Source organism: Streptomyces sp. NPDC021749 (genome assembly GCF_040640655.1).
Lineage (GTDB): Bacteria > Actinomycetota > Actinomycetes > Streptomycetales > Streptomycetaceae > Streptomyces.
On the sequence record NZ_JBFACE010000018.1, the window covers coordinates 99,417 to 119,219 of the forward strand.

The 19,803-nt window shown below is 72.6% G+C and carries 12 protein-coding genes and 1 pseudogene; 6 read left to right on the forward strand and 7 right to left on the reverse strand.

The features are described from left to right. Window positions 1-5: 5 nt before the first annotated feature. On the reverse strand, window positions 6-2,357 hold the full coding sequence (locus AB0G35_RS19780) for an FHA domain-containing protein (RefSeq protein WP_360950645.1): 2,352 nt from the start codon (window positions 2,355-2,357) through the stop codon (window positions 6-8). Between the two features lie 451 nt (window positions 2,358-2,808). On the opposite strand from AB0G35_RS19780, the gene AB0G35_RS19785 reads away from it, so the two are divergent. Continuing rightward, complete coding sequence (locus AB0G35_RS19785) at window positions 2,809-4,437, forward strand: solute carrier family 23 protein (RefSeq protein ID WP_360950648.1); 1,629 nt, start codon at window positions 2,809-2,811, stop codon at window positions 4,435-4,437. Window positions 4,438-4,509: 72 nt separating this feature from the next. On the opposite strand, the gene AB0G35_RS19790 is transcribed toward AB0G35_RS19785, so the two are convergent. Further along, window positions 4,510-5,235, reverse strand: a complete 726-nt coding sequence (locus AB0G35_RS19790) for a transcriptional regulator (protein WP_360950651.1) — start codon at window positions 5,233-5,235, stop codon at window positions 4,510-4,512. Between the two features lie 652 nt (window positions 5,236-5,887). On the opposite strand from AB0G35_RS19790, the gene AB0G35_RS19795 reads away from it, so the two are divergent. The 3 genes from AB0G35_RS19795 to AB0G35_RS19805 all read left to right on the forward strand — a co-directional run bounded on the left by AB0G35_RS19795 (window position 5,888) and on the right by AB0G35_RS19805 (window position 9,982). Continuing rightward, the gene (locus AB0G35_RS19795) at window positions 5,888-8,257 is read left to right on the forward strand and encodes a glycosyltransferase (protein ID WP_360950654.1); all 2,370 of its coding nucleotides are present in this window, start codon (window positions 5,888-5,890) and stop codon (window positions 8,255-8,257) included. After that, window positions 8,254-9,447 (forward strand): acyltransferase, encoded by a 1,194-nt coding sequence (locus AB0G35_RS19800; RefSeq protein ID WP_360950657.1) that lies wholly within the window; start codon window positions 8,254-8,256, stop codon window positions 9,445-9,447. The genes AB0G35_RS19795 and AB0G35_RS19800 overlap by 4 nt, the downstream gene beginning before the upstream one ends. A 355-nt stretch (window positions 9,448-9,802) precedes the next feature. After that, window positions 9,803-9,982: a hypothetical protein gene (locus AB0G35_RS19805; protein ID WP_360950660.1), complete on the forward strand. Its 180-nt coding sequence runs from the start codon at window positions 9,803-9,805 to the stop codon at window positions 9,980-9,982. A 73-nt stretch (window positions 9,983-10,055) separates the two neighbouring features. On the opposite strand, the gene AB0G35_RS19810 is transcribed toward AB0G35_RS19805, so the two are convergent. The 4 genes from AB0G35_RS19810 to AB0G35_RS19825 form a co-directional block, all read right to left on the reverse strand. Further along, window positions 10,056-12,032: an amino acid transporter gene (locus AB0G35_RS19810; RefSeq protein WP_360950663.1), complete on the reverse strand. Its 1,977-nt coding sequence runs from the start codon at window positions 12,030-12,032 to the stop codon at window positions 10,056-10,058. A 188-nt stretch (window positions 12,033-12,220) separates the two neighbouring features. Next, window positions 12,221-12,388 (reverse strand): hypothetical protein, encoded by a 168-nt coding sequence (locus tag AB0G35_RS19815; RefSeq protein WP_360950666.1) that lies wholly within the window; start codon window positions 12,386-12,388, stop codon window positions 12,221-12,223. Window positions 12,389-12,410: 22 nt separating this feature from the next. Then, window positions 12,411-12,917: a hypothetical protein gene (locus AB0G35_RS19820; RefSeq protein WP_360950756.1), complete on the reverse strand. Its 507-nt coding sequence runs from the start codon at window positions 12,915-12,917 to the stop codon at window positions 12,411-12,413. A gap of 98 nt (window positions 12,918-13,015) precedes the next feature. Continuing rightward, window positions 13,016-15,877 (reverse strand): SpoIIE family protein phosphatase, encoded by a 2,862-nt coding sequence (locus AB0G35_RS19825; protein WP_360950669.1) that lies wholly within the window; start codon window positions 15,875-15,877, stop codon window positions 13,016-13,018. Window positions 15,878-16,350: 473 nt separating this feature from the next. Between AB0G35_RS19825 and rsgA the strand changes: the two genes are divergently transcribed. After that, on the forward strand, window positions 16,351-17,478 hold the full coding sequence (rsgA, locus tag AB0G35_RS19830; protein WP_360950672.1) for a ribosome small subunit-dependent GTPase A: 1,128 nt from the start codon (window positions 16,351-16,353) through the stop codon (window positions 17,476-17,478). Between the two features lie 142 nt (window positions 17,479-17,620). Next, window positions 17,621-19,303: an AlkA N-terminal domain-containing protein gene (locus tag AB0G35_RS19835; protein WP_360950675.1), complete on the forward strand. Its 1,683-nt coding sequence runs from the start codon at window positions 17,621-17,623 to the stop codon at window positions 19,301-19,303. Here AB0G35_RS19835 and AB0G35_RS19840 read toward each other — a convergent pair. After that, window positions 19,228-19,794, reverse strand: a pseudogene (locus AB0G35_RS19840) (DUF456 domain-containing protein); the annotation flags it as partial. The gene AB0G35_RS19835 and the pseudogene AB0G35_RS19840 sit on opposite strands and share 76 nt — an antisense overlap. Window positions 19,795-19,803: the final 9 nt, after the last annotated feature.

Genomic DNA, 19,803 nt, shown 5'->3' on the forward strand with positions numbered 1-19,803 from the left:
CGCTGCTACTTGCGCATGATCTCAGGTTCGTGCCGCCGCAGCAGCAGGGTGACCACGAAGCCCGCGACCAGCGAGAGCACGACCATCATGCCCATGTCGAGCAGCCAGATCCCGGCGGTGTGCCGGAACAGCGGGTCCGCGGTGCTGGAGTCCGGCAGCAGCCGGTGCAGGTCGATGGTGCCCGCCATGGCGCCCAGCGCCCACCGTGAGGGCACCAGCCACGCCAGCTGCTCCAGCCCCGGTACGCCGTTCAGCTTGAGCAGCGCACCGCAGAACACGACCTGCACGATCGCGAGGAGGACCAGCAGCGGCATGGTGACCTCCTCCTTGCGCACCAGCGCGGACACCAGCAGGCCGAGCATCATGGCGGTGAACGCCAACAGCGCGACCGCGAGGATGATTTCGACCAGGGCCGGTAGCAACACCCCTTTTCCGCCGGGCACGTTCAGCTTCACCCCGGTCAGTGCGACCAGCGTCAGCACCACCGCCTGGACGACCGTGATCAGCCCGAGCACCAGCACCTTGGACATCAGATACGCCGAGCGGGACAGGCCGACGGCTCTCTCCCGTTGGTAGATCGTCCGTTCCTTGACCAGTTCGCGCACCGCGTTGGCGGCGCCGGTCAGCACCGCCCCGACGCACAGGATCAGCAGGGCGTTGAGCGCGGTGTCCGGCGTGAGCTCGGAGCCGGCCAGGGCGTGCGCCATCGCGCCCATCACGAACGGCAGCGCGACCATGATGATCAGGAAGGTCCGGTCCGCGGTCAGCGCCGCCGCGTACCGGCGCACCAGCGTGCGCAGCTGGGCGCCCCAGCTCTGCGGTTTGTGCGCGGCCACCGACCCGGCCGGCGCCTCCGGGGCGCGCGGCGGCTGGTGGGTGTCCATCGCGATGTAGCGGCGGTGCTGCGGCGAGGCCCGGTAGGTGCTCGCCCAGTCCCGGTCCTGTTCGTTCTCGAAGGCCTCGAACGCCTCCGGCCACTGGCTGAACCCGAAGTACGGCAGCGCCTCCTCCGGCGGTCCGTAGTACGCGATGGTGCCGCCCGGCGCCAGGACCAGCAGCCGGTCGCAGACGTCCAGGCTGAGCACGCTGTGGGTGACGACGATGACTGTCCGGCCGTCGTCCGCCAGGCCGCGCAGCATGTGCATCACCGACCGGTCCATCCCGGGGTCGAGCCCGGAGGTCGGCTCGTCGAGGAAGAGCAGCGACGGCTTGGTGAGCAGCTCCAGCGCCACGCTGACCCGCTTGCGCTGTCCGCCCGAGAGGCTGTGGATCGGCTGGTCCGCCCGGGCGTCCAGGCCCAGTTCGTGGATCACCTCGTCCACCCGGGCCTGCCGTTCGGCCTTCGCGGTGTCCTCGGGGAAGCGCAGCTGCGCGGCGTAACCGAGCGCCCGGCGCACGGTCAGCTGCAGGTGCAGGATGTCGTCCTGCGGTACGAGTCCGATGCGCTGGCGCAGCTCGGCGTAGTCCCGGTAGAGGTCGCGGCCGTCGTAGAGCACCGTGCCGTCGTCCGCGGGCCGCAGCCCGGTCAGCGCGTTGAGCAGCGTCGACTTGCCCGCGCCGCTGGGACCGACCACGGCGAGCAGCGTCTTCTCACCGACCGGGAACGACACCCGGTCCAGCAGCGTCTTCTCCGGCCGCCGGCCGCCGTCGACCCGGACGGTCAGGTCCTGGACGTCCAGCGAGACCTCGCCGGTGTCGATGAACTCCTGCAGTTCGTCGCCGACCAGCGCGAACGCGGAGTGGCCGATGCCGACGATGTCACCGGGGATCAGCGGGGCCCGGTCGACCGGCTGGCCGTTGAGGTAGGTGCCGTTGTGGCTGCCCAGGTCGACGATCTCGAAGCCTTCGGGGCCGGCCCGCAGCTCGGCGTGCCGGCGGGAGACCGTCAGATCGTCGACGATCAGGTCGTTGTCGGGTGCGCGCCCGATCCGCGTGGTCCGGGCGGCCGGCAGCGGCCGTACGGAACTGGGGCTGCGGAAGGTGCGGGTGCCGGCGGGGTGCGACACGGCGGACGGCCGCTCGACCGGCTCCGGGCGGGGCACCGGGGACAGCACCGCGCACGGACCGTCGGCGGGGTTGCCGAACCGGATCACGCTGCCCGGCCCGACCCCGGACTCCTGGACCCGCCGCCCGTCCGTGAAGGTGCCGTTCGTACTGCCCTCGTCCCGTACCGTCCAGTGGCCTTCATCGGCCCGCAGCACCGCGTGGTGCCAGGAGACCCGGGCGTCGCTGAGCACGACCTCGCTCTGCGGGTCCCGTCCCACGTGGTAGACCCGGCCGGGATTCATGACCTGGGTGCCGCCGTCGGACTCGACGACGAGCTCGGGCGCGGTGGGCGTCTCCGGCCGCTCAGCCATACCAGAATCTTACGGCGGCGGCCCGGGCCCCGCCCGTCCACGCACCTCCGCGCCCCTCCTCCCATATCGCCGCCCTCACCCACAAAAAACCCGGCAAGACGGCCGCCCAAAACGGTAATTCGCCCGGTGATCCCGCTTTATATCCGCGAAGGCGGCCTTTATGGGGGCTTTATGCGAGCGAACGCCGTCGGTTACTCGCGAGGAAGGCCGAAGGTCAACTAAGGTGAGCGATCCGATGGGCCGCCACCCGCAAATTCCAAGGAAATGCCGGACTTTGCTGCGCCGATCGAAGGAAGTCCTGCCGAACCAGGACCAATGTGCGCGCAGGTCTACGTGGTGTCGGCAACACCGGTCAACGTCGGCTTTGTAAGACCCAGCCGGCCCGTCCGCCCACCGGGGCGCGACGGCGCCGGTCCTTCTTATTCACCTACCTCGTGAAGGCAAGGCAGAGATGGTACGAGTCTCCCGACAGCATCACGCGCAGTTCCCGAACCAGGCAACGCATCCGGTCGACGAGGTGCTCCCCGTCGGCAAACTTTCCCTCTACGGCTTCCAGCACGTCCTCGCCTTCTACGCGGCCGCGGTCATCGTCCCGATCCTGCTCGGGAACGCCCTGGAACTCTCCCACGAACAGCTCGTCTATTTGATCAACGCGGACCTGCTGACCTGTGGCATCGCCTCGATCATCCAGGCGCTCGGCGTCTGGAAGATCGGCGCCAGGATGCCGCTGGTGCAGGGCGTCACCTTCACCGCCGTCTCCCCGATGATCGCCATCGGCCAGGGGGCGGGCGGCGGCACCGCGGGGCTGCTCGTCGTCTACGGCGCGGTGATCACCGCGGGCATCGCGACCTTCCTCTTCGCGCCGTTCTTCAGCAAGCTGGTGAAGTACTTCCCGCCGGTCGTCATCGGCACCATCCTCACCATCATCGGCATGACGCTGATACCGCAGGCCCTGCAGGACGCGGCCGGCGGTGCGCAGTTGATCGGGAAGCCGGAATACGGCGACCTGAAGAACCTCGGATACGCGCTGGGCACCCTGCTGTTCATCCTCGCCGTGGTCCGGATCGGCAAGCCGTACCTGAGCAGTCTCGCCGTGCTGCTCGGCCTCGTCGGCGGCACCGCGGTCGCCTGGGCCTTCGGCGATGTGGATTTCAGCGCGGTGCAGAACGCCGACTGGTTCGGGGTCAGCACGCCGTTCCACTACGGAATGCCGAAGTTCGAGCCGTTCCCCATCATCGCGATGGTCGTCGTCATGCTGATCACGATGGTGGAAACCACCGGTGACGTCTATGCCATCGGGGAGATCACCCGGAAGCGGGTGGACAACGACACGGTCGCCCGCGCGCTGCGCGCCGACGGTGTCGCGACCCTCCTCGGCGGCCTTTTCAATTCCTTCCCCTACGTGGCATTCGCCGAGAACATCGGTCTGGTGCGGATGTCCAAGGTCATGAGCCGGTTCGTGGTGGTCGCGGCCGGTGTCTTCATGATCGCCCTGGGTCTGCTGCCGAAGGTCGGCAGTCTGGTCGCCGCCATCCCGCATCCGGTGCTCGGCGGTGCGGCGATCTCCATGTTCGGCATGGTCGCCACCGTCGGCATCCAGATCCTCGGCAAGGTGGACCTGCGCGAGGAGCGCAATGCGCTGATCCTCGCGGTCAGCCTCGGTGCCGCGATGCTGCCGACCGCCGTCGCCCCGTTCTTCGAGCGGATGCCGGAGGGCCTCCGGGCCGTCCTCAACAGCGGGATCACCCTGGGCGGTCTGACCGCGATCCTGCTCAACCTGCTCTTCAACGTCTTCACCCGCCGCAACTCGGTGGAGATCGACTGGGACGAGATCGAGGACGAGGCGGAGCCGGCGGACGCCGGGTACCCGTCGCCGGCCGACCCGGAGCCGGTGGCCGCCGCCGACCCGCTGGGCGTCCCCGGCCCGGCGGGCGCCCCGTACGACCCGCAGGGCCCGGCCCCGCATTTCCCGCCCGGACCGACCACGCATCTCCCGCCCGGCCCGGGCCGGCACTTCCCGCGCGGCCCGCAGTACCCGCAGGACCCCCAGGATCCGCACTGGGGCACGCCGACCCGCTGAGCACGGCCGCCGGGGGCGCGGCGGGCGGGAAGGGCCCGCACCCCTGCCCGCCCGCCGCGCCCCCGGAGCCGTCTAGTAGGTGGACACGGTGTTGAACGGCGGCGCCTCGCCGGCCTCGCCGATCAGCTCCCAGAAGTGGTCGGCCAGCCGGCGCAGATACGCCGACCGCTCGGCCGCGACCTCCTTGAGGCGGGAGTCGTCGTTGCGCGCCACCAGATGTCCCATGTAGCGCTCGGAGAACTCCGCGAACTCCGCGTGCATGGTGCGCAGTGCGTCGCTCACCCGGGTCTTGTTCAGCGTGGTGATCTCGATGACCGGTCCGACGTGCGCCTTCCAGCGGCCCTCGATGGCCGACCGCAGGTGCCCGGCCAGTTCCTCGTCCCGTCCCATCACACCGATCAGCTTCCGCAGCGACAGTCCCAGCGCCTCCACCAGCGCCTTGGTCTGCCGGTAGTCGCCGTTCCACCGGTTCGCGGCCTCCGCCGCCCGGTAGACCGCCGGGTCCATGCCGATCAGCTGGGCCAGCCGCTCCACCCCGACCTGTCGGGCCATCCGGTGTTCGGCCAGGGTCCGCGGCTCGACGCCCATCAGCACGGTCGGCGGGCACCACAGGACGTCCGCCAGGGCGAACAGCTGTGCCTCGGTGGGCACCTGGGAGCCGTACTCCCAGGCCTCGATGAGCTCGGGCCGGACCGGTGCACCGCAGGCCGTCATGGCCTGGGCGACCTGAACCGTCGTCAGGCCCACCCGGGCCCGCGCGGATCTGGCCTCGGCGGGGGAAAACGGAGTGCTGTACACGAACGGGACACCTCGCTGCACCGGCGCTGGAGGGTGCTTTGGGGGGAGAAGGGATGGAGGAACATCCAGGAGCGGGCAGATTAACAGATCGTTTATAGGTACGAAGCTCCATTTCCCCTTCGACCCGAAGGTGCCGGAACCGTGCGGGGCGTCGATGCATCAGATGCGCACGATCTGTCCCCTTTCCCCCATCAACTCGCTTACCGGGTATAGCCGATAGGCCGGTGCTTACCGGGTGGTAGCGCACAATGAATCGGCTTGGACGGTGCGGCGTAATAAGAGCGTTACGCGGATGAGGGTGGGGTGTCACAGTGAACCCCGAGGCTGGCGTTGCCGACCGGACCGCATGGCGGGCCGGCCGGCTGCACACCTGACATCCGGTCCTCCCCCACAATCCGATCAGGATGGGACCCTTCATATGCGATCACTGCAGGAACGCCGTGCTGCGTTCCGAGGCTTGGAGGCTGCGTCAGCAGCCGTGCGTCCGCGCGTCGTCGTCCGTCCCGCGGAGAGACGGACGACCAGAACGACCGCGGCGCTGCGCATGTCATGCATCTGACGGCCGACTGAACCGGCTGACGGTCCGGGACCGCCGCACGTACGGCGCCCGGGCCCGCTTTCGCATGTCTCCTTGCACGAAAGGACATCCCAGGTGCTCACTTCGCACCACGACAACCACCAGGGCTCACCCACGGCCCTGCTCGACGACGCACTCGACCCGACGACGCACGTACTCGTCGTCGGCGCCCCAGGACCGCGCCTGGAGCGCCTCACCCGGACCCTGCGCGCCACCGGCCACGCCGTCACCCACGCCCCGCCCGGCGACGTCGACCGCCGGATGGGCCAGGCCCACCCGGACGCCGTGGTCGCCCTCGACGCCCCCGACGGGTACGCCGGCCCCGGTGTGGTCGGCGACCTCGACACCGGCCTGGAGGTGATCCGCGAGGTCCGCACCGCCCCGGCCGGGCGGGCGCTGCCGCTGCTCATGGTCACCGCCACCCCGGAGCCCGCCGACGTCGTCGACATGCTCCGCCAGGGCGCCGACGACTGCATACCGGAGGCCTCCGACCCGGTCGAACTCTCCGCCCGGATCGAGGCCAAGCTCCGCCGCGTCCCGGTGCCCGTCGAGAACCTGCTGCGCGACCCGCGCACCGGCCTCTACTCCCAGCCGCACTTCCTCGACGAGCTCGACCGCGAGCTCCAGCGGCCGGAGGCCGCCCGGCACGGCGGGGTGCTCGCCGTCGTCGGGGTCGCCGAGATGGCCGCCCTGGAGGCCCGGCTCGGACCGCGGGTCCGCCGGGAGGTCGCCGAGCGGCTGGCCGGGGTGGCCGAACGGCTCGGCAGCTTCTGCGACCGGCTCGGCTGGGACGACGACGGCCATCTGCTGATGCTGCTGCCCGGCGTCGACGAGGAGACCGCCCACCGGGGCCTGACGAAGTTCGCCGCCACCGTGGCCGGCACCCGCTTCATCGTCGCCGACGAGAACGTCCGCCTCACCCCGGCCATCGGCTGGCTGCCGCTCACCGGCTGCGCGGCCGGCACCCAGGCCACCGCCCACGCCCTCGATGCCGTACAGGAAGCGCTCCGCCACCGGGACCTGCGGCCGGTGCGGTACGCGCCCTGGATGCGCGGCACACCCCACCGGCGCCGCCGGCCGCCGCTCGGCACCCTGCTCCGGCCCGCCCTCTCGGCGCTCTCCCCGGTCCTGGCGCTGCTGCTCGGCGTCGCGGTGCCGTTCGTGCTCTACCGGCAGGCGTACACGCTCGGTTGGGACCTGGGCTCGGGCATGTACTGGGTGGTGGTGGCCGGACTCGTGCTCTCCGCGTTACTGATCGTCCTGGAGTGCCTCTTCTCGCTCGACGCGGCGGGCCGGCCGGAGGAACCCGGCGCACCCTACCCGCCGGCCAGCGCGGTCATCGCGGCGTACCTGCCCAACGAGGCCGCCACCATCGTCGACACCGTCGAGTCGTTCCTCCGCCTCGACTACCCCGACGAGCTGGAGATCGTGCTGGCGTACAACACGCCGCACCCGCTGCCCGTCGAGGACACCCTGCGCGAGATCGCCGCCCGCGACCCGCGGCTGGTGCTGCTGCCGGTCGCCGGCTCGACCTCCAAGGCGCAGAACATCAACGCCGCGGTCACCCGGGTCCGCGGTGAGTTCGTCGGCATCTTCGACGCCGACCACCACCCCGCGCCCACCGCCTTCAAGGACGCCTGGCACTGGCTGTCCAACGGCCACGACGTGGTCCAGGGCCACTGCGTGATCCGCAACGGCGAGAGCTCCCGGGTCGCCGAACTGGTGGCGGTCGAGTTCGAGGCGATCTACGCGGTCAGCCACCCGGGCCGCACCCGGCTCTACGGCTTCGGCGTCTTCGGCGGCTCGAACGGCTTCTGGCGCACCGACCTGCTCGCCCGCACCCGGATGCACGGCTCGATGCTCACCGAGGACATCGACTCGACACTGCGCGCCCTGGGCGAGGGCGCCCGGTTCGCGGTCGACCGCACCCTGATCTCCCGCGAGTTGGCGCCCACCACCCTCAAGGCGCTGTGGAACCAGCGCTCCCGCTGGGCCCAGGGCTGGCTCCAGGTCTCCCTCAAACACCTGTGGCGGGGCCTGCGGTCACCGGTGTTCACGGCCCGCCAGAAGCTGGGCCTGTTCGTGCTGCTGGGCTGGCGCGAGGTGCAGCCCTGGCTGACCCTGCAGATCCTGCCCATCCTGCTGTACTCGGCGTGGAAGGCCGGCGGCTTCACGCACCTCGACTGGGCCGTGCCGGTGTGCGTGCTGGCCGTGCTCTTCACCCTGGCGGCCGGCCCCGTGCAGGCGCTCTTCGCGTGGCGGCTGGCGGTGCCCGAACTCCGGTCGCGCCGCGGCTGGTTCTGGTCGTACCTCCTCGTGTCGACCGTCTTCTACAGCCACTTCAAGAACATGGTGGCCCGGCAGGCGCACCTCAAGGAGGCGCTGGGGGACCGGCAGTGGCGGGTCACCCCGCGCGCCGCCGCCAAGGCGGTGGCCCCCCGATGAGCAGCACGGCCGCCGCGCCGCCCCGCAACCGGGCCGGCGCCATCGACGGCTTCCGCGGACTGGCCGCGTTGAGCACCGTCGCCTTCCACGTCTGGCAGCAGTACGTCCGCCACGACGCCGGGGGCAGTCACCCGCCGGTCGACAACCCGCTGGTGGGCGCGGCCCTTTCGCTCGAAGTCATCGACCTGTTCTTCGTGCTGTCCGCCTACCTGCTGACGCTGTCGTACGCGCGGGCCGCGATCGACGGGCGCTCGCTCCGCCCGGCCCGGCTGTTCCTCTTCCGGCGCGCCATCCGGACCCTGCCGCTGTACGTCCTGGCGGTCCTGGTCGTCTGGGCGAGCCGCAACCCGTCCCTCCCGGGCAACTGGCGGGACCTGGTGGAACACCTCACCTTCACCCACGTCTTCGACCAGCAGCGGATCTTCTACACCCTGGGCCCCACCTGGTCGCTGTCGCTGGAGGTGCTGTTCTACGCCGTGCTGGTGGCGCTGGGGCCGCTGGCCGTACGGGCCTGCCGGCCGCTGCGGCGGCGCGGCAGCCGGGTGGCGCTGTGCGCGGCCGGCTGCGCGGTGCTCTACGCCGCACCGCTCGCCTGGATCGCCGTCGCCCACTACGGGTTCGGGGTGCCGCACACCGACTGGGTGGTGTACTTCGGGCCGCAGGCCCGCTTCGGCGGGTTCGCGGCCGGGATGGGGCTGGCCGTCGCGACGGCCGCGCTCGGTGACCGGGGGCGGCTCGGCCCGCGCGCCGCGCTGCTGCCGGCCGGGCTCGCGCTGGCCGGACTGTTCGCGCTCTCCCTGGACTCCGGTCCGGAGAACCTCACCTTCACCTTCTACCACCCGATCGCCTCGGTGCTGTGGGTGGTGCTGATCTTCAGCACCCTCCATGTACGCCAACCCCCGTTCTGGCACCGCCTGTTGACCGCCCGCTGGCTGACCGCCGTCGGACTGGTCAGCTACAGCCTGTTCATCTGGCACGAACCGGTGATGCTCCAACTGCACCACGCGGGGCTGCTGCCCGGCGGGCAGGCGGGCTTCTGGCCCGCCCTGCTGATCGTGTTCCTCGCGGCGCTGCCGGTGGCCGCGGCGAGCTACTGGCTCGTCGAGTACCCGGCGAGCCTGCTCGGCCGGCTCAAGGACGGCCGCGGACGGCCGCGCGAGTTCTATCCCGAGCCCGCCGCGGCACGCTGACCGCCCTCTCCCGGACCTCCGCCGGGGACCTGCGCCGCAGGTGCCCGGTCCCCGGCGAAGATCCGGTCCAGGTGGTAGTCGAGGGTGCGCCGGACGTCCGCCAGCGAGCGGCGGCGGTGCAGTACGTCGCCGCCGAGCCCGATCGCCCCCGAGACCAGCAGATCGGCCTCGCGCCACGGGTCGAGCCCGGCGGCGGTCCGCCAGAGCGCCTCGGCCGTCTGCCGGCGGCGCCGGGCGTGTGCGGCGGAACCGGCCGGCGGCGCGGCCGGGGGAGCGGGCGGCTGTTTGCGCCGCCGGTACGCCTTGGCCTGGCAGCTGCGGGAGCAGTACAGCGCCGGCCGCGGGGCCCGTGACGGTGGTGTTCACGCAGGGCGCGATCCGCCTGCTCGTCGACCACCGGAACACCGGACTGCTCGGCTGGCTCGGCACCGGCTTCGGCGGCACGCTGGCCGCCCACGGGCTGCTCGTCGCGGTGGGCCTGCTGCTGACCGGCTGGTCCCATACCCGCGCCAAGGCCCTCGGCCGGCGCGGCTGACGGTGCCGTCATGCCAGACGCCCGGCCCCATGGTGCATGAGGGCCGGGCGTCAGACGTTTCCTCGGGCGACCGCTAGCCCACGTGGACCCGCGGACGGCGGCGCGGGTCCGGCTCGGCGCGGCGCAGGACCTCGCGGGTCACCGGCGCGACCTCACCGTCACCGAAGACCAGGAACCGCAGCAGATGGCTCAGCGGATGGCCCTCGGTCCAGTTGAAGTACGCATGCGGCACCTCACCGGTGCGCTCGCGCAGCTGCATCAGCACGGCGGCGATGGTGTTCGCCACGCCCGCACCCTCCACCCGCAGGATCTGCGCGCCGTACTCCTCCGCGCCCCGCACATGCAGGTTCGCGGTGAAGTCCGAGGAGTCGGTGACCGTCACCTCCAGGAACAGCACCGGCCGCCCGTCGGGTATGTGGGTCTCCTCGCGCTGGCTGTACTCCTTCTGCCGGTACTCCTGCGCGTCCCGCTCCTGCGGCTCGTTCGCGATGACCCGCAGCGGTCCGGCCGCGATCGCGGTGTCGATCAGCCGGGTCGCGGTCTCGTCGAAGTCGACCTGCACGGCGCGCAGTTCGAAGGCGCGGTGCACCCGGGACGCGAACGAGGTCAGCAGCATCCCGAGGATGAACAGCAACGCGATCTTCAGACCGTCCGGCCGCTCGATGACATTGGTGACCAGGGTGTAGCCGAAGACCAGGGTGATCGCGCCGAAGCCGACGGCGGCCGCCCGGTGCCGCCGGTGCCGGGCCGCGACGGTGGAGGCGAACGACGCCGACAGCATCAGCACCAGCACACCCGTCGCGTACGCCCCGCTCTGGTCGTCGACGCTGGCGTTGAAGACGACGGTGATGCCGAAGGCGATGGCCAGGAAGATCAGCACCAGCGGGCGCACCGCCCGGGTCCACTCCGGGGCCATGCCGTAGCGCGGCAGGTAACGCGGTACGAGATTCAGCAGCCCGGCCATCGCCGAGGCCCCGGCGAACCAGAGGATGGCGATGGTGGAGATGTCGTAGACCGTGCCGAACGCCTCGCCCAGGTACTCGTGCGCCAGATAGGCCAGCGCGCGGCCGTTCGCCGAACCGCCGGACTCGAACTCCTTCTGCGGGATCAGCAGGGTGGTGGCCAGGCTCGACAGCAGCAGGAAGCCGCTCATGATCAGCGCCGCGGTGGTCAGCAGCCGGCGGGTGCCGCGGATCCGGCCGGCCGGTTTGGCCGCGGTGTCGGTGGCCTCACCGCGGATCTGCGGCATCACCGCCACACCGGTCTCGAAGCCGGACATGCCCAGCGCCAGCTTCGGGAAGACCAGCAGCGCCACTCCGACGATCGCCAGCGGCGAGGAGTGCTCGGCGGACATCGCCCCCCACCAGTCACCGACCACCACCGGGTGCGCCAGCACATGCCAGGCCGCGGTGGACAGCACGACGACGTTCAGCGTCAGATACAGCCCGACCAGCCCGACCGCGATGCCGATCGCCTCGCGGAAACCCTTGAGGAACACCGCGCCCAGCGCGGCCAGCAGCAGCAAGGTGATCCACAGGTTCGCACCGTGCAACGCCGACGGCGCGAACGGGTTCTCCACCACGTGCGCCGAGGCGTCGGCGGCCGACAACGTCATCGTGATGACGAAGTCCGTGGCGGCGAACCCCAGCAGCACCAGGACCAGCAGCTTCCCCGCCCACCAGGGCAGCAGCCGCTCCAGCATGGCGATCGAACCCTCGCCGTTCGGGCTTTCCTTGGCCACCCTGCGGTACACCGGCAGGGCACCGAGCAGGGTCAGCGCGATCAGCACGAGGGTGGCGAACGGCGAGAGCAGCCCGGCCGCCAACGCGGCGATACCCGGCTGGTAGCCGAGCGTCGAGAAGTAGTCGACACCGGTGAGGCACATGACCCGCCACCAGTGGTGCCCCTTGTGCTCGGCCGGCGGCGTGCCGTGCGGCCCGGGGTGGCGGGCGGTCCGGCTGCTCAGCCCGTCCAGCAGCCAGCTGCGCCACCGCGGGCCGGGGACGGCCGGGGCGGCAGGCGGGGGCTCCGCCTCGGTACGCGTGCTCATGCGGGTCGTCCTGTCATCCATCGGTCGTCGGTTCGGGCAACGAGGAGCGAGTATGCATCACCGGCTATCGCCCGTTTCTGCCACCCTGGCCACTTCTGCCCGCCCGGTACGCCAACCCGGCGTCAGGAACGCGTCAATATGCTGCCGCGGCCCGTAGACACGGCGTCAAAGCACCCGACACGGCGGTCTCATCTCTGCTCCGGCGCGCACGCCGGCGGCAGGCCCGTGCGACCGCGGGGGTGGGCCAGCAGGCCGCCGGTCAGCAGCAGGACGGTCACGCCGGCCTGCTGGTCCGCCTGCTCACCGCGCTCGCGGGCGCGGGCCGCGCCGCCGTGCCGCGGGCCGTACGACGGCACCCGTGGGCGGGGGCCGGGGACGTCACCAGCAGCGGCACCGGACGTGCCGGCGTGCCGCCTTGTGGCCGTAGCGGTGGTGGCCGTGGCCGCAGCGGTGGCCCCGGGCGGCGCGCCGCCGCTTGCCCGGTGCGGACAGGAGCCCAAGCCCGGTCCCCAGCATCCAGACGTCCTTGGCCAGCGCGAGCCCTTCGTCGGTCGGCCGCGGGCTGCCCGGCTCGTGCATCCCCGGGGTGCGCAGGTACATCCCGACCAGCCCGCCGGAGAACCCGGTCAGCGCCAGCCCGGCCAGCCGGGTGGGCACGAAGGGCGCCAGGAGCGCACCGCCGACCGCGACCTCCGAGCACGCCAGCAGCCGGGTGAACCGCTCGGCGGGAATCCTCCGCAGGAAGGGGTACGCGGTGCAGGCCATTCCGTGCAGGCCCTCGGCGGTCGCCCGGTCGGCCTTCAGCATCGTCAGCCCGGCATTCAGGATGAACGCGCCGGTGGCCAGGCGCGGGGCCACATCACGCACGTCGGGCAGCAGCACCATCGGAGCCTCCGTGATCGGGTCGTCGGCCCCCCGACCGAGCTTAGCCACGGGCCCACGGACGGGCATCCGGGCACCTGCCGGGCCGTCCGTCCCCCGGGTCACAGCGCCGGTACGTCGTCCCACTGGTCGAGGACGTCCTCGGCCGAGTCCGGGCCGCCCTCCTGCTGCCCGTCGAGGGACTGCTCGGTCCAGATGACCTTGCCGCCCGGGGTGTAACGGGTGCCCCAGCGCTGGGCGAACTGGGCGACGAGGAACAGCCCGCGGCCGCCCTCGTCGGTGGTGGCGGCCCGGCGCAGGTGCGGCGAGGCGCTGGTCCCGTCGGAGACCTCGCAGATCAGCGCGCGGTCGTGCAGCAGCCGCACCCGGATGGGCTGGGCGCCGTACCGGATGGCGTTGGTGATCAGCTCACTGAGGATCAGCTCGGTGGTGAACTCGATCGCCGCAAGCCCCCACGACTCCAGCTGCCGCATGCAGGCGGCCCGGATGGGCGCCACCGCGGCCGGGTCGGAGGGCACGTCCCATTCGGCCACCCGGGAGGGGCCCAGCAGCCGCGTACGGGCCACCAGCAGGGCGATGTCATCGCTGGGGTGCTCGGGCAGCATCGCGTCGAGGACCGCCGCGCAGATCTGGTCCGGGTCCCGCCGGCCAGCGGACTCCAGGGCGGTGTGCAGCATCGCCAGCCCCGTGTCGATGTCGCGGTCGCGGTCCTCCACCAGCCCGTCGGTGTACAGCACCAGCCGCGAACCCTCCGCCAGCGTCAGTTCCGCGGTCTCCACGGGCACGCTCGCCCCCAGCCCCAGCGGCGGCGAGACCGGCACGTCGGGGTACGTGACGGACCCGTCCGGGTGCACCAGCGCCGGCCCCGGGTGCCCCGCCCGGGCCACGGTCGCCCGGCCGGCCACCGGGTCGTAGATGGCGTACAGACAGGTGGCGCCGGTGATCCCGGTCCCGCCGCCGTCCGGCCGGACCCCTTCCGTGTCGCTGCCGATGCCCGGCCAGGCCACCGCGTCGCCGTCCGTGTCCCCGAGCCGCCGGCCCGCCGCCCGGGCCTCGTCCGTGTCGATATGGCTGACCAGCTCGTCCAGATGGTTGAGCAGCTCGTCGGGCGGCAGGTCGAGGGCGGAGAAGTTGTGCACGGCGGTGCGCAGCCGGCCCATGGTCGCGGCGGCGTGCAGCCCGTGCCCGACGACGTCGCCGACGACCAGCGCGACCCGGGTGCCGGGCAGCGGGATCACATCGAACCAGTCGCCGCCGACCCCCGCCTGCGCGGGCAGGTAGCGGTGGGCCACCTCCAGCGCGGACTGCTCGGGGAGGGCCTGCGGGAGCAGGCTGCGCTGCAGGGTGACGGCCGTGGTGTGCTCGCGGGTGTAGCGGCGGGCGTTGTCGATGGAGATCGCGGCCCGTGCGGCGAGCTCCTCGGCGAAGGTCAGGTCCTCGTCCTCGAAGTCGTCGGAGTCGTCCGAGCGCCAGAAGCTGACCACCCCCAGCACCACGCCCCGTGCCTGCAGCGGCACGCTGATCAGCGAGCGGATCCGGGCGTCCAGCACCCGCCGGCTGCCCTCCAGGTCCTGCCGCCGCCACTCCTCCGACCGGCGCAGATCGGGCACGAGCACGGTCCGGCGACTCGCCAGGCTCGTCGCCATCGGCGTACCGGGCACGAACCGCAGCACCTCCCCGACCCGGTAGATCGCCGAGCCCTCCGGCACGCCCCGGACCGCCATCCGCCGCAGTTCGGTGGTCAGCGCGGCCTCCGGTTCGTCGCCGCGCAGCACCGGCTCCAGCAGTTCGACGGTGACCACGTCGGCGAACCGCGGCACCGCCACATCGGCCAGCTCCGCCGCGGTCCGCCCGACGTCCAGCGTCGTACCGATCCGCAGCCCCGCGTCGTAGATCAGCCTCAGCCGCTCCTGGGCCACCTCGGCGCGCCCGGCCAGCGCCCGCAGTTCGGTGGTGTCCCGCAGCGTCACCGCCGACCCGGCCGGACCGCCGAACGGCGCGGTCGGCCGGACGTTGACCGCGAGCAGCCGGTCACCCGCCAGATACACCTCGTCGGTGGCCTTCCGGCCGGACGCCAGCAGGGCGCCGAGCCGGGGCTCCAGTCCCAGCTCCGCGAGCGGCCGCCGTTCCTGGTCCGCGTCCGCGGGCAGATCGAGCAGCCGCCGCGCCTCGTCGTTGGCCAGCACCAGCCGCCCGTCACTGTCGATGATCAGCACGCCCTCCCGTACGGCGTGCAGCACCGCGTCGTGGTGGTCGTACATCCGCCGCATCTCGGCCGGGTCCAGGCCGTGCGTCTGCCGCTGCAACCGGCGGTTGACCAGTACCGCCCCGGCGCCGACCAGCAGCAGCGCCCCCGCGGCGGACCCGAGCAGCAGCGGCAGTTGGTGCTCCACCCGCTGGTTCGCCCGCTCGGCCCGGATCCCCACGGACACCAGCCCCACCACCGATCGGTCGGTGTCCTCGACCGGCACCACGGTGGCCACGGTGGGCCCCACGGCGGAGGTGAAGGTGGCGGTGAGCGTCTTGCCCTTCAGCGCCTCCTTGAAGCCGGGGCCGGCCACGCGTTTCCCGATCAGCCGGGGGTCGGGATGCGTCCAGCGGACCCCGTCGGGCCGGAACGCCACGATGTAGTCGACCCCGGTCGCCTTCCGGGTCGCCTCCGCCTGGGGCTGCAGCACCGCGCTCGGATCCGTGGACTTCATGGCGGCGAGGGTGCCCGGTGTGTGCGCGAAGCTCTCCGCCTCGACGAGTGAACGCTGCCGCGCATCGTCCATCACCGCACTCTGCGCCTGGAGGACCATCGCCACCACGGCGGCGACGATCAACAGCAGCACGAGGGCGAACTGCACCACGAACACCTGGCCCGCCACGCTGTGCGCCGTCAGCAGCGCCCGGAGGCGGCCCCCGGCGGACGACGACGAGCCCTGCGACCCGCCACCGTTCCGCCGGAAATTTTCCCTCATGCCCCATATTTAGCATTCTGTTCCCGTGTGGGCGGGGCGAGCTGCCGATGGCGGCGGCCCGTGCCGCACCCGCCCGAGGGCGAGGCGCGGCACGGCCCGTGCCGCCTCCCGTTCGCTGAACCGGCTCAGGGGACCGGCTCCAGCGATCGGCTCAGGGAATCGACTCGGGGAATCGACGGGGAATCGGACGCCGCCGGAAAAACAGTGGCGCCGCGGAGCGGGCCGGTTTACGGTGAGCGGGTTCCGGAGGGCGGTCCCAGGCCGCTTTCCCTGTCGGCCGTTGAGGAATCCGGGAGGTGAATACCGATGGCTGTCGTTGCGAAGGGCGCTGCCCGCATCCAGGAGTTCATCACGTTCACTTCCATGGTCTCCGGCTGACTCGACGTCACTTCCGCTCTTCCTGCTGCTGCGCACGGGTGCCTGTGCGCGCTGCGACGTGGGCCGGGGGCCGCTTTCCCTGAAGGGTCCTTGCGTTGTTCGACCTCGATCTTTCTGCTGCGCATCCGTTGACGGCCTACGGCTGGGACGACGGGTTCGCGGAGAGTTTCACCCCCTTCGCCGGGCAGGGGTTCGTGCCCGGCCGTGTCGTCCGTGTGGATCGCGGACGCGTGGACGCCGTCGTGCCCGACGGCGACGGCGTCCGTACCGTGCTGGCGGACACCGCGCTGGTGGCGACCGGTGATCCGATGCGGGTGCCGTGCACGGGCGACTGGGCCGTCATCGATCTGGAGAACGGGCGGGCCGGTGACCATGTGGACGGCGTCCTGCGGGCGTTGCTGCCGCGGCGGACGTCGTTCGTGCGGTCCACCTCGTCGAAGCGTTCCGAGGGGCAGATCCTGGCGGCGAACGTCGATCACGCGGTGATCGCGGTCTCGCTGGCCGATGCGCTGGACCTCGGGCGGATCGAACGGTTCGTCTCGCTGGCCTGGGAGAGCGGCGGTCAGCCCCTCGTGGCGCTGACCAAGGCCGACCTGGCCGGGGACGGGCGCGGGCTCGCGCATCTGGTGGCGGACGCCGAATCGGCCGCCCCCGGGGTGCAGGTGCTGGCCGTCAGCTCGCTGACCGGTGAGGGGCTCGACGTACTGGCCGCCGTACTGGCCGGGGGCACCTCGGTGCTCCTGGGGCAGTCCGGCGCGGGCAAGTCCTCACTGGCGAACGCGCTGGTCGGGGCGAGCGTGCAGACCGTACAGGCCATCCGGGACCGGGACGGCAAGGGACGGCACACCACGACCACCCGCGACCTGCTCGCGCTGCCCGGCGGTGGCGTGCTGATCGATACGCCCGGGCTGCGCGGGGTCGGGATGTGGGACGCCGAGGGCGGCCTGTCCCGGACGTTCTCGGACGTCGAGGCGCTGGCCGAGGAGTGCCGCTTCCACGACTGCGCACATGAGACCGAGCCGGGCTGTGCGGTCCAAGCCGCCGTGGAGAACGGTGAGTTGGCGGAACGCCGGCTGGAGAGCTACCGGAAGCTGCTGCGGGAGAACCAGCGCATCGTCGCCAAGACGGACGCCCGGCTGCGGGCCGAGCTCCGGCGGGACTGGAAGCAGAAGCAGGCGCTGGGCCGGCACATGATGGAGCGGAAGAGGGGATCGGAACGGTGAGCTGAGATCGAGAAGCAGAGCAGGTGAGGTGAGCCGGGGCCCGGGGAGCCGGTGCCAGGGCCGCGGCGCCTCCCGGTCCCGGAAACGTCAGGTCCGAAATCCGCCGGTCGAGGCGTCCTGCCGGGCGCAGACTGGAGGGGTGATGGACGACGAGACCAGGTACGAAGCGGTGTCCAGCCGGGACGCACGGTTCGACGGGGAGTTCTTCTTCGCGGTGGTGACGACCGGTATCTACTGCCGGCCGAGCTGCCCGGCGGTCACTCCCAAGCGGGTGAACGTGCGGTTCTTCCCGTCGGCCGCGGCCGCCCAGGCCGCCGGCTTCCGGGCCTGCCGGCGGTGCCGGCCGGACGCCGCGCCCGGCTCGGCCGACTGGAACGTGCGCGCCGACCTGGTGGGCCGGGCCATGCGGTTCATCGGTGACGGCGTGGTCGACCGGGAGGGCGTCGCCGGGCTGGCGCAGCGGCTGGGCTACAGCGCCCGCCAGGTGCAGCGGCAGCTGACCGCGGAGCTGGGCGCCGGACCGGTCGCGCTGGCCCGGGCCCGCCGGGCACACACCGCACGGGTGCTGCTGCAGACCACGGCGCTCCCGGTGACCGAGCTGGCCTTCGCCGCCGGGTTCGCCAGCATCAGACAGTTCAACGACACCATGCGGGAGATCTACGCCGGTACGCCGAGCGAGCTGCGGGCCGCGGCGGTGGGCGGGCGCGGACGCGGCGGCGGCACGACCACGCGAGCCCGGCCCGCCCCGAGCGCCGGCGCCGGCTCGGCGGCCGGCGGGATTCCGCTGCGGCTGGCCCACCGGGGCCCGTACGCGGCCGCGGAGATCTTCGACTTCCTGGCGGAGCGGGCGGTCCCGGGCGTGGAGGAGGTACGCGGCGGGCCCGGCGCGCGCACCTACCGCCGCACCCTGCGACTCACCTACGGCAGCGGGATCGCCGAGGTCGAGGAGCCGCCCGCGGGGCCGCGCCGGCGGCCTCGGCCGCCCGCCGGCCGGGTGTGCCCGGCGTCCCGCGGCGGGGACGGCGGCTGGCTGGAGTGCCGGCTGCTCCTGACCGACCTGCGGGACCTGTCCACGGCCGTGCAGCGGCTGCGCCGGCTCTTCGACCTGGACGCCGACCCGTACGCCGTCGCCGAGCGGCTCGGCGCCGACCCGCTGCTCGCCCCGTTGGTGGCCGAGCGCCCGGGCCTGCGCTCGCCGGGCGCGGCGGACCCGGAGGAAATGGCCGTGCGGATCGTGCTCGGCGGGCCGCCGGAGCGCGCCGCCGAGCTGGTGCGGGCCCACGGCAAGCCGCTGGACGCCGCGGACGGCGGGCTGACCCACCTCTTCCCGGCGCCCGCGGAACTGACCGGTGCGGACGTCCCCGGGCCGGTGCGTGCGCTGTGCACCGCGCTCGCCGACGGCACGGTCCTGCTGGACGCCGGCACCGACCGGGCCGCCGCCGAGCGGGCGCTGGCCGCGCTGCCCGGCGTCGGGCCGCGCACCGCCGCGTACATCAGGATGCGGGCGCTGGGCGACCCGGACGTGGGCGCCCCCGACGTGGGCGAGCGGGCCGGGGACACGGACGGGGCGGAGCGGGAAGCGGGGTCCTGGCGGCCCTGGGGCGCGTACGCCCTGCACCATCTGTGGCGGGCGGGGCTGCTCCCACCGGGCGAGATGGCGGGCGGGTCGGCTCAGGTCGCGACCACCGTCCCTGCCCAGCCGCCGACCACCAGCAAGCAGGCGAACAGTTCGACCAGCACGCTCAGACCGAGGGTGCGCATCACCGTGCGGGTCGAGGCCCAGGCGTCGCCGCGGCCACCGAGCCGCACGCGTTCCAGCAGGTAGAGGCCGCCGACCGCGCCCACCACGGCGCCGATCACCGGCAGCACGAAGAAGCCGACGATGCCGGCCGCCCCGGCCAGGAACAGGGTCCGGTACGGCGCACCCGCGGCCCGCAGATCGCGCACCGGCAGCAGCCACTTCAGCGCCTGATTGAGCAACAGCAGGGCGGTGGCGCCCATCAGCACCGCCCAGGCCGGGCCGGACTTCTCCGTCGCCGCCCACCACAGCACGCCCGCCCACACGATCAGCGGCCCGGGGATTCCGGGTACCAGCACCCCGATCAGCCCGAGCAGCATCACCAGGCCGACCGCGCCCAGCTGCCACGCGCTCATGGCCCCAGACTGCCGGACCCGGCCCGGAAGCGCTTGCCGGCCGACCGCGACCGTGCGGACGGCGCCGCCTGCCGCCGGCACCCGACCGGCCCAACACCCGCCCGCGGCCCGCCGGGCAGACGGCGGACAGCGGAGGCGCACCGCCCTCCCGCATGGGTTCATGGGAGCAGG

Bases quoted from the DNA above. Each gene is read 5' to 3' on its own strand.
- AB0G35_RS19780 (WP_360950645.1), bottom strand. From the start codon at position 2,357: ATGGCTGAGCGGCCGGAGACGCCCACCGCGCCCGAGCTCGTCGTCGAG.
- AB0G35_RS19785 (WP_360950648.1), top strand. From the start codon at position 2,809: ATGGTACGAGTCTCCCGACAGCATCACGCGCAGTTCCCGAACCAGGCA.
- AB0G35_RS19800 (WP_360950657.1), top strand. From the start codon at position 8,254: ATGAGCAGCACGGCCGCCGCGCCGCCCCGCAACCGGGCCGGCGCCATC.
- AB0G35_RS19810 (WP_360950663.1), bottom strand. From the start codon at position 12,032: ATGAGCACGCGTACCGAGGCGGAGCCCCCGCCTGCCGCCCCGGCCGTC.
- AB0G35_RS19820 (WP_360950756.1), bottom strand. From the start codon at position 12,917: ATGGTGCTGCTGCCCGACGTGCGTGATGTGGCCCCGCGCCTGGCCACC.
- AB0G35_RS19825 (WP_360950669.1), bottom strand. From the start codon at position 15,877: ATGAGGGAAAATTTCCGGCGGAACGGTGGCGGGTCGCAGGGCTCGTCG.
- AB0G35_RS19835 (WP_360950675.1), top strand. From the start codon at position 17,621: ATGGACGACGAGACCAGGTACGAAGCGGTGTCCAGCCGGGACGCACGG.